Raw genomic sequence first — 9,966 nt, forward strand, 5'->3', positions numbered from 1 at the left:
GCGCAAACCACGCGCATGAACAACGTGGCGAAAAGCCTGAATCGGCCTCGCCAACCACTTTCCTCGAAAAACATGTCGAGTCATTCGACTCAGTCGCCTGCTGAACAGCAATCAAACGTGCAGACGCAAAAAAGCCGGGAATTTCCCGGCTGCCGCATCATACACTCGTTTTTCCAAAGGATCACCCCGCCCGAGGTTTTAGCCGCCAGGCGGGAATGATTCAGGTCACCGAGTTATCAAGGTTTGGCTTTTTCCAGGTAACGGAAGAAGTCGCTGCTTGGGTCCAGGACCATGACGTCGGATTTGTTCGCGAAGCTTTCACGGTAGGCACGCAGGCTACGGTAGAAACCATAGAACTCCTGATCCTGACCGTAGGCCTTGGAGTAGATCGCAGCAGCCTGGGCATCACCGTCACCGCGAACCTCTTCAGATTCACGATAGGCTTCAGCCAGCAGCACACGGCGTTGACGATCGGCGTCAGCACGAATGCCTTCTGCCAGCTCGTTACCCTTGGCGCGGTGTTCACGAGCTTCACGCTCACGCTCGGAGCTCATGCGCTCGAACACGCTACGGTTCACTTCCTTCGGCAAATCGATGGCCTTGACCCGAACATCAACCACTTCGATGCCCAGCTCTTTTTCCGCCATCTTGTTCAGCGAAGCCGTGATATCGGTCATCAGTGCATCACGTTCACCGGATACCACTTCGTGCAGCGTGCGCTTACCAAACTGGTCACGCAGACCCGATTCGAGACGACGCGACAAGCGTTCATCAGCGATCTGCTTGAGGCCGGATGTCGCGGTGTAGTAACGCTCTGCGTCCTTCACGCGCCATTTGGCGTAGGCATCAACCATGACCGCTTTCTTTTCCAGCGTCAGGAAGCGTTGCGTCGGTGCATCCAGCGTCATCAGGCGTGCGTCGAATTTGCGCACCTGGTTAACGTAAGGCACTTTCACATGCAGACCCGGCTGAACATCGGCCTGAACCACACGACCAAATTGCAGCAGTACCGCACGCTCGGTCTGAGCCACGATGTAGAAGCAGTTCCAGGCTGCGATCGCCAGAACGACGACAACAATTAGAGTGATCAGCGATTTATTGCTCATCAGCGACTCTCCCTGGTACGTGCCGGCTGTTGTTGCAGATCAGCTGCGGCACGTGCATTCGCTTCATTGCTGGTGGCTGCCGCACCGCTCACGGGAGCACTGGTGTTGCGACCACTTTCGACCATCTTGTCCAGCGGCAAGTACAGCAGATTGCTCTGGCCATTCTTGTTGCCGGTCACGAGAACCTTGCTGGTGTTGCTGAAGACTTCCTGCATGGTGTCCAGATACAGACGCTCGCGGGTGACTTCAGGGGCCTTGCGATACTCGCTGACCAGTTTGGTAAAGCGATCGGCTTCACCCTTGGCACGCGAGACGGTTTCGTCGCGATAACCATTGGCATCCTCAAGGATGCGCTGGGCCTGACCACGGGCTTCCGGCACAACGCCATTGGCATAGGTTTCCGCCTGGTTACGCGAACGCTGCTCGTCTTCCCGGGCGCGGATCACGTCATCGAAAGCTTCCTGCACTTCACGCGGTGCCGCTGCGCTCTGTACGTTGACCTGAGTGACGGTGATACCGGTGCGATAGGTATCCATGAAGCGTTGCAGCCGCTCCTTGATCTCGCTGGCCATCAACTCACGACCTTCGGTCAGCACCTGATCCATCGCGGTGGAACCCACCACGTGGCGCAACGCACTTTCTGTCGCGTGTTGCAGGCTGATTTCCGGCTGATCGACGCTCAGCACGAAGTCCTGCAGGTTGCTGATCTTGTACTGCACGGTCAGCGGCACTTCGACGATGTTCTCGTCTTCAGTCAGCATTTGACCTTGCTTGGTATAAGCCCGCTCACGCGTGACGTTCTCCATGTACTTGCGATCAATCGGCGGGAAATAGATATTCAGACCCGGGCCAACCGTTTCGTAATACTTGCCGAAGCGCAGCACTACGGCTTGCTCCTGCTCGTCGACGACGTAGACCGCGCTGTACAGCCAAACGGCCGCCAGCACGACGAGCACGATGCCCAGAATGCCGCCGAAGCCGCCACTCCTGCCCGAACCGCCGCCATCGTCACCACGTTTCTTACCACCACCGAACAACCCGTTCAGGCTTTCCTGCAGCTTTCGGAAGGCCTCGTCGAGATCCGGTGGTCCCTTGCGGTCGCCGTTATTGCGGCGCTTGCCACCCCAAGGATCCTGATTATTCGAGTTGCCACCCGGCTCATTCCAAGCCATAGCGCTCTCCATCTGATAAAGCAAAGACGCACCCACGGCGCGCCGACCAATGCTACAGAATGCCTGTCACCACGGCACAACCGCTTTCTCAGGCTTTTATTGCAAAGTGTGTTGCTCGATGAATTCCATCGGCTGCAATCCCTCGCGGCTCACCAGTCGATTCAACTCGATGCGTGGCAAACGAACGGCCAGCAGGCTGATGCCTTCTTCGTCGTGTTCTTCTTTCTGTACCGCACCCAACTCGAAAAACTGCGCACGCAGTCGAGCAAAACGTTGCGGCAAGCGCAAGGTACCAATGAACATCTCACTGCCCAGCAACTCGGCAATGGCTTGTTCAAGCAATTCCAGACCGCTGCCATCACGCGCCGACAGCCAGACCCTTTGGGGCTTGCCATTTTCGTCGCGCTGGATTTGTGGCTCAACGCCTTCAAGCAAATCGAGTTTGTTATAGACCTCGAGGATCGGCAAGTCCTGAGCACCAATCTCGCCCAGCACCACCATCACCTGCTCGATCTGCAACATGCGATCCGGTTCGGCTGCATCGATCACGTGCAGCAGCAGGTCGGAGTTGCTCGACTCTTCGAGAGTAGATCGAAATGCCTCAACCAGCTTGTGCGGCAAGTGCCGAATGAAACCCACGGTGTCAGCCAGGACAATCGGCCCCAGGTCATCCAGTTCGAGACGGCGCAAGGTCGGGTCCAGCGTGGCAAACAACTGGTCCGCCGCATACACGTCGGATTTCGTCACGTTGTTGAAAAGCGTTGATTTACCGGCGTTGGTATACCCCACCAGCGACACGGTAGGAATATCCGCACGCGTACGGCCACGTCGCGACTGTTCGCGCTGGCTGCGCACTTTTTCCAGGCGGCCCTTGATCTGGCGCAGGCGAACCCGCAGCAGACGACGGTCGGTTTCGAGCTGGGTTTCACCCGGGCCGCGCATGCCGATACCGCCACCCTGACGCTCAAGGTGGGTCCAGCCACGAACCAGGCGAGTGCTCATGTGGTCAAGCTGGGCCAGTTCGACCTGGAGCTTGCCTTCATGAGTACGGGCGCGCTGGGCAAAAATATCGAGAATCAAACCGGTACGGTCGATCACGCGACACTCGAAGACACGTTCGAGGTTACGTTCCTGACTGGGCGTGAGCACGTGATTGAAGATCACCAGGTCCGCTTTTTCGGCATGCACCAGATCGCGCAGTTCCTCGACCTTGCCGCTGCCGACCAGAAATTTGGCGGTTGGCCGATGACGCGGCACGTTAACAAACGCAACGGTCTCGGCGCCGGCCGAATTAGCCAATTCCTGAAACTCCTGCGGATCTTCGCGCGCCTCAGGGTCCTGTCCATCCAAGTGAACGAGGATTACTCGTTCACCACCACCGTGGCGCTCAAAGAACAAAGGAGACTCCTATCAGGCGTTACCTGGCTCAGCGTCACCTGCTTCGGATTCGGTTGCGCTAGGCAGACGAATTGGACGAACCGGCACCACTGTAGAGATAGCGTGTTTGTAGACCATCTGGCTGACGGTGTTTTTCAGCAGGATAACGAACTGGTCGAAGGACTCGATCGTACCTTGCAGTTTGATCCCGTTGACCAGGTAGATGGAAACCCCCACTTTCTCTTTACGTAAAGTATTCAAGTAAGGGTCTTGTAGCGAATGCCCTTTTGACATGTGCCGCACTCCTTTAAGGATTCAATATAAAAAATAGGTAAACAGATGGCTTGTGGCCGTCACACCCCCAAGGATAGACGGCAATTGCAAGGACTCAGCTCAATATGGAGATGGTCCCCAGGTATTTCAAGGCGCGCGGCAGATTGTCGCAATCCAGGCTGTCCAGCCAATGCAAGTCAGCCCAACTGCGCAGCCAGGTGAACTGGCGCTTCGCCAATTGGCGCGTGGCAATGATTCCACGCTCCTGCATCTCGGCTTGCGTCAGCTTGCCATCCAGGTAGTCCCAGACTTGTCGATAGCCTACCGCACGTATAGACGGCAACCCTGAGTGCAGGTCACTTCGCTCACGCAGGGCTACGACCTCGTCAATGAATCCCTGTTCCAACATTAAAGTGAATCTTTGTTTAATTCGCGAGTGCAATACCTGACGATCTGCCGGAGCAATGGCCAGGTTCGCGACAGTATAGGGCAATTGTTGCAGTCCCGAAGCGGCTGCTTCAGTACTTTGCGCACTTTGTCTGAGCCGCAGCTCGGTCATGCTCTGACCGCTCACGCGATAAACTTCCAGGGCCCGACTGAGACGTTGTGGATCGTTTGGATGAATTCGTGCCGCCGAGACCGGGTCGATCGCCGCCAACTGCTCATGCAGGACCTGCCAGCCAAGGCTCGCGGCTTCTTCTTCAATCTGTGCGCGCACTTGGGCATCGGCGGCGGGCATGTCCGCCAGACCCTCGAGCAACGCTTTGTAATAAAGCATTGTGCCGCCCACCAGCAGCGGAATCTTGCCGCGCGCGGTGACCTCGGCCATCGCTTCAAGCGCATCTCGGCGAAAATCGGCCGCCGAATAACTCTCTGCCGGATCGAGAATGTCGATCAGGCGATGCGGAAATTCGGCCAGAAGTTCTTTCGACGGCTTGGCGGTGCCGATGTCCATGCCGCGATACACTAGCGCCGAGTCGACACTGATCAATTCGCATGGCAGGACTTTCGTCAATTCGATGGCCAGATCGGTCTTGCCCGCTGCGGTCGGGCCCATCAGGAAAATCGCAGGAGGGAGACGGTTCATCAACGACCGCGCAGGAACAGTTTGTCCAGATCGTCCAGGCCCAGTTGGGTCCAGGTCGGTCGGCCGTGGTTGCATTGACCGCTGCGCTCGGTATTTTCCATGTCGCGCAGCAGGCCGTTCATTTCCGGCAGGGCCAGTCGTCGATTCGCTCGAATTGCGCCGTGACAGGCCATGGTGCCGAGCAGCTCGTTCAGATGAGCCTGGATGCGGTCGCTGGTGCCGTACTCCATCAAATCCGCCAGCACGTCGCTGACCAGCCGATTGGCTTCGGCCTGTTTGAGCAGTGCGGGGATTTGCCGGATCGCCAGCGTCTCCGGGCCGAGGCGTTGCAACTCAAAGCCCAGACGTTGAAACCAGGCGATGTTTTCTTCGGCGCAGTCGGCTTCGCGCTGACTGACGGCGAGGGATTCCGGGACCAGCAGCGGCTGCCCGCTCAAGCCTTCGCTGGCCATGGCAACTTTCAAGCGCTCGTACATGATCCGCTCGTGGGCGGCGTGCATATCTACCAGTACCAGGCCCTGAGCATTCTCAGACAAAATATAAATGCCCTTGAGCTGCGCCAGCGCATAGCCCAGCGGCGGAATATCGTCCTGCCCGGCCGGCAACGCGACGGCGTTGGCCTCTGGCAGCGGAGCGAAAAACTCCCGGTAAGCCGCTTGTGCTTCCGCGACGGGAACACCGGATTGCGCCTGTGGCCTGTACTGATATTGGTAACCAGCCCCAGCACCAGAGCCCGCTGCAGCGCTGAACGACGGCTGGGCCTGAGGCTGCTCAAGCAGCGCATTGGCAGCCAGGCGCATCTCGCCCTGCGGACCGAATTCACCCGCCTCAGCGCCGGTTGGGCGAACGATGGCCGTCGCGATCGGCGCGGCCAGATGATCGTCCGGGCGCACATCGCCCAAGGCGCGGTGCAATGTCCCGTAAAGAAAATCGTGAACCATGCGCCCGTCACGGAAGCGCACTTCGTGTTTGGTCGGGTGCACGTTGACGTCGACACCGGCCGGATCGACTTCAAAAAACAGCACGAACGTCGGATGGCGACCATTGAACAGCACATCGCGATACGCTTGACGTACCGCATGGGCGACCAGCTTGTCGCGCACCGCACGGCCATTCACGAAGAAATATTGCAGGTCGGCCTGGCTGCGATTGAACGTCGGCAAACCGACCCAGCCCCACAAATGCAGGCCATTGCGTTCGATCTCGATCGGCAATGCCTGCTCGAGAAAACCCGAACCGCAAATCGCCGCGACGCGCCGGGCGCGGGCCGCGTCGTCATGAGCTTCGTGCAGACTGAGGATGGTCTTGCCGTTGTGGCGCAAGTGAAACGCCACATCGAAGCGCGCCAGCGCCAGCCGCTTGATCACTTCTTGCAGGTGATCGAATTCAGTTTTTTCGGTTTTGAGAAACTTGCGTCGCGCCGGGGTATTGAAGAACAGGTCACGCACTTCCACCGAGGTGCCGACCGGGTGCGCGGCAGGCTGCACGCGCGGCGCCATGTCGCGGCCTTCGGTTTCTACCTGCCAGGCCTGTTCCGCTTCACGGGTTCGTGAGGTCAAGGTCAAACGAGCCACGGAGCTGATCGACGCCAGCGCCTCACCGCGAAAACCCAGGCTCATGACCTGTTCGAGGTCTTCCAGATTGCGAATCTTGCTGGTGGCGTGACGGGCCAGGGCCAGTGGTAGATCATCGGCGGAAATGCCGCTGCCATCATCGCGCACCCGCAGCAGCTTCACGCCACCCTGCTCGACATCGACGTCGATACGCCTGGCGCCCGAATCGAGGCTGTTTTCCAGCAGTTCCTTGATCACCGACGCCGGACGCTCAACCACTTCGCCCGCCGCAATCTGGTTCGCCAGTCGCGGGCTGAGCAACTCGATGCGAGCGCCGTTGATTACCACCTGATTCATTCCTTGGCCGCCAGCTCGGTGCCGGGAATGGTCAGGTGCTGACCAGCCTTCAAGTCGTCGCTTTTCAGATTATTGGCGCTGCGCAGTGACGCTGGGGAGACCTGATAGCGCACGGCAATCATCGCCAGCGTTTCGCCCGGATTCACCCGGTGGTCGCGTGGGCCTTGGGCGATGCCGCCGGAATCACGCAGCCAGGAAATGTAGGTGCCCGGTGGTGGATTCTGCTGGAAAAACTGGCGCACGCCGCTGCTGATGGAGCGGGCCAGCGCTTGCTGATGGCTCGCGGCCGCCAGTTTCGACGCTTCGTTGGCATTGGAGATGAACCCGGTTTCGACCAGGATCGACGGAATGTCCGGAGACTTGAGGACCATGAAGCCCGCTTGTTCCACTCGTTGCTTGTGCAGCGGCGTGACCCGGCCGATGTTGGTCAGGACTTTCTGCCCGACGTTGAGGCTGGAGGTCAGGGAAGCGGTCATCGACAGGTCGAGCAACACGCCCGCGAGCATGCGGTCCTTGTCGTCAAGACTGACGTTGCCTGCTCCGCCGATCAGGTCGGAACGGTTTTCGCTGTCGGCGAGCCAGCGGGCAGTTTCCGAGGTGGCGCCGCGATCAGACAAGGCGAACACTGATGCGCCAAAGGCGGCCTTGGAAGGCGCCGCATCGGCGTGAATCGAAACGAACAGGTCGGCGCCCTTCTTACGGGCGATTTCCGTGCGTCCACGCAAAGGAATGAAGTAGTCACCGGTGCGGGTCAGTTCGGCGCGGAAGCCTTTCATGCCGTTGACCTGGCGCTGCAGTTCGCGAGCGATGGCCAGCACCACATCTTTTTCGCGCTGACCGCGCGAGCCCGACGCGCCGGGGTCTTCACCGCCGTGGCCGGCATCGATAACGACAACAATGTCGCGCTTGCCGGCCGGCGCGGGCGGCAGTTTGACCGGCGGATCGATCGGTGTGACCGGCACCGGGGCGACTTTCGCGACATTGGTCGGCACCGGGATTGGCGCAGCATCGGCCGCGTTATCGAACAGGTCGACCACCAGACGATTGCCGTACTGAGCATTCGGCGCCAGGCTGAAGCTTTTTGGCGTCACGGCTTTTTTCAGGTCGATGACCACCCGCAGGTCAGTCGGCGTGCGTTGAGCCGAGCGCATGGCGGTAATCGGCGTGTTCGAGGCATTGACGTTCAGCGGCGCGCCGAGGCTGGCGCCATTGATGTCGATGACCAGTCGATCCGGGGATGTCAGGGTGAAGACGCTGTGCTGCACCGGCCCCGTCAGGTCAAACACCAGTCGTGTGTTATCCGGCGCCCGCCACAGGCGAACACTGTTGACCTTTGACTCGGCTACAGCATCGACGGTCACCGCCAAAAACAACAAACCTACGGCAGCTACCATCGCGCGAAAGCGCATACCTGACCCCATCATTTAATTGGATTCCAATGCCAAAGCGGCACACCAGGACTCGCCACGCGAGCCTTGGGACAACATTTTCAGCGAGCGACCGCTGTCTTGCGGGCTAATGGTAATGGTCAGGTCGGGCTTTGGCAAAAAGCCTGCACCCTTCTGGGGCCATTCGATCAAGCATAGAGCGTCATCTTCGAAGTAGTCGCGGATACCGAGGTACTCGAGTTCTTCAGGATCGACCAGCCGATAAAGGTCGAAATGGAAGGCGCGGATGTCGCCGATCTCGTAGGGTTCGACCAGCGTGAACGTCGGACTTTTTACCGCCCCCGCATGCCCCAACCCCCGAATGATTCCCCGGGACAACGTGGTTTTGCCCGCACCCAGATCCCCTTCCAGAAAAATCAGACCATGCCCCTCGGTGGTTTTTGCGATGCGTGCGCCAAACGCGGTCATCGCTTCTTCATCAGCCAGGTACAGGGTTACTTCAGACACGGTGCTTGCTCCTCCAACAACTGACGAATGGCTGGAATCAAATCACTGGCCGCCAGCCCACGGCCCGATTTACCTTCCTGCGCGCCGGCATTGGCATGCAGCCAGACGCCTAGACACGCGGCCTCGAATGCCGCCAGGCCCTGGGCTCGCAGCGCGCCGATCAGCCCGGCGAGAACATCGCCCAGGCCGGCGGTGGCCATCGCGGGATGCCCCTGGTGACAGACTGCCAGACGCCCGTCGGGACTGGCAATCAGGCTACCGGCGCCTTTCAGGACCACCACCGCTGTAAGTTTTTTGCTCAACGCATGAGCGGCAGCTGGACGGTCGGCCTGCACCTCGGCCGTCGATATCCCCAGCAACCGCGCCGCTTCACCCGGATGCGGGGTGATCACGCAATCCCCGGGCAGATTCACGCAGTGCTCTGACAACAGATTCAACGCATCGGCATCCCAGACCTGCGGCAGCGGCGAGTTGGCCGCGGCCGACAGCAGACTGCGCCCCCAGGCCGCCTGGCCCAGACCCGGGCCGACGACTAAAACCGATACTTTGTCGAGCAAGCCCATCAACTGATTGGCCGAGGAAGTGCCGAGCACCATGGCTTCTGGAACTCTGGCCAGCGCGGCGGGCACATGCTCGCTGCGAGTGGCGACAGAAATCATGCCTGCGCCACTGCGCAAGGCGCTTTGTGCGCTCAGCATGATGGCGCCGCCGAAGCCACGATCACCGCCAATCAGCAATACGTGACCGAACTGCCCCTTGTGAGCAGTTGAAGCGCGTGCCGGCAGACGAGGCAAATTAATGGGGTTGAGGCGCCGGGCACTGATGTCGATCCCGTTCAGCAGTTCCGGTGCTGCTTGCAGATCATTGAAGACCAGTTCGCCTACCACATCAGCCGCATCACCGGTAAACAGGCCAACCTTCAAACCGATGAAGGTCACGGTCAAATCAGCCCGAACCGCTGCACCGAGCAGGCGCCCCGTGTCGGCGCACAGGCCCGAGGGAATGTCCACCGCCGCCACCGGCAAGCCGCTGGCATTGATTGCTGCGATCACGCTGGCATACGGTTCGCGAACCTCACCACTCACACCGGTGCCAAGTAACGCGTCCAGCACAATGCCGCGCAATGCGGCCTGCGCGGTCCATATC

9 protein-coding genes are annotated in these 9,966 nt (G+C 59.5%); all 9 read right to left on the reverse strand.

The features are described from left to right. Window positions 1-236 precede the first annotated feature (236 nt). On the reverse strand, window positions 237-1,106 hold the full coding sequence (gene hflC / locus F8N12_RS14255) for a protease modulator HflC (protein WP_028622006.1): 870 nt from the start codon (window positions 1,104-1,106) through the stop codon (window positions 237-239). Beyond that, entirely contained in the window at window positions 1,106-2,278 is a 1,173-nt protein-coding gene (hflK, locus tag F8N12_RS14260; RefSeq protein ID WP_150580994.1) for an FtsH protease activity modulator HflK, read from the reverse strand. The genes hflC and hflK overlap by 1 nt, the downstream gene beginning before the upstream one ends. Before the next feature lie 96 nt (window positions 2,279-2,374). Continuing rightward, window positions 2,375-3,676 (reverse strand): ribosome rescue GTPase HflX, encoded by a 1,302-nt coding sequence (hflX, locus tag F8N12_RS14265; protein WP_150580995.1) that lies wholly within the window; start codon window positions 3,674-3,676, stop codon window positions 2,375-2,377. 12 nt (window positions 3,677-3,688) lie between these two features. Then, window positions 3,689-3,949, reverse strand: a complete 261-nt coding sequence (gene hfq / locus F8N12_RS14270; RefSeq protein WP_007902656.1) for an RNA chaperone Hfq — start codon at window positions 3,947-3,949, stop codon at window positions 3,689-3,691. A gap of 94 nt (window positions 3,950-4,043) precedes the next feature. Continuing rightward, entirely contained in the window at window positions 4,044-5,015 is a 972-nt protein-coding gene (miaA, locus tag F8N12_RS14275; RefSeq protein ID WP_150580996.1) for a tRNA (adenosine(37)-N6)-dimethylallyltransferase MiaA, read from the reverse strand. Next, complete coding sequence (mutL, locus tag F8N12_RS14280) at window positions 5,015-6,925, reverse strand: DNA mismatch repair endonuclease MutL (RefSeq protein ID WP_150580997.1); 1,911 nt, start codon at window positions 6,923-6,925, stop codon at window positions 5,015-5,017. The genes miaA and mutL overlap by 1 nt, the downstream gene beginning before the upstream one ends. Next, window positions 6,922-8,349 (reverse strand): N-acetylmuramoyl-L-alanine amidase, encoded by a 1,428-nt coding sequence (locus tag F8N12_RS14285; RefSeq protein WP_150580998.1) that lies wholly within the window; start codon window positions 8,347-8,349, stop codon window positions 6,922-6,924. The genes mutL and F8N12_RS14285 overlap by 4 nt, the downstream gene beginning before the upstream one ends. Beyond that, window positions 8,350-8,820 (reverse strand): tRNA (adenosine(37)-N6)-threonylcarbamoyltransferase complex ATPase subunit type 1 TsaE, encoded by a 471-nt coding sequence (gene tsaE, locus F8N12_RS14290; RefSeq protein ID WP_150580999.1) that lies wholly within the window; start codon window positions 8,818-8,820, stop codon window positions 8,350-8,352. Next, a partial coding sequence (locus tag F8N12_RS14295) for an NAD(P)H-hydrate dehydratase (RefSeq protein WP_150581000.1) occupies window positions 8,808-9,966 on the reverse strand: 1,159 nt, incomplete at its 5' end. The genes F8N12_RS14295 and tsaE, both read right to left, overlap by 13 nt.

Origin of the sequence: Pseudomonas fluorescens (genome assembly GCF_902497625.1) — a bacterium.
GTDB lineage: Bacteria > Pseudomonadota > Gammaproteobacteria > Pseudomonadales > Pseudomonadaceae > Aquipseudomonas > Aquipseudomonas fluorescens_BQ.

Coding starts and splice junctions, on each gene's coding strand:
- hflC (WP_028622006.1), bottom strand. CDS start 1,106: ATGAGCAATAAATCGCTGATCACTCTAATTGTTGTCGTCGTTCTGGCG.
- hflK (WP_150580994.1), bottom strand. CDS start 2,278: ATGGCTTGGAATGAGCCGGGTGGCAACTCGAATAATCAGGATCCTTGG.
- hfq (WP_007902656.1), bottom strand. CDS start 3,949: ATGTCAAAAGGGCATTCGCTACAAGACCCTTACTTGAATACTTTACGT.
- miaA (WP_150580996.1), bottom strand. CDS start 5,015: ATGAACCGTCTCCCTCCTGCGATTTTCCTGATGGGCCCGACCGCAGCG.
- F8N12_RS14285 (WP_150580998.1), bottom strand. CDS start 8,349: ATGATGGGGTCAGGTATGCGCTTTCGCGCGATGGTAGCTGCCGTAGGT.
- mutL (WP_150580997.1), bottom strand. CDS start 6,925: ATGAATCAGGTGGTAATCAACGGCGCTCGCATCGAGTTGCTCAGCCCG.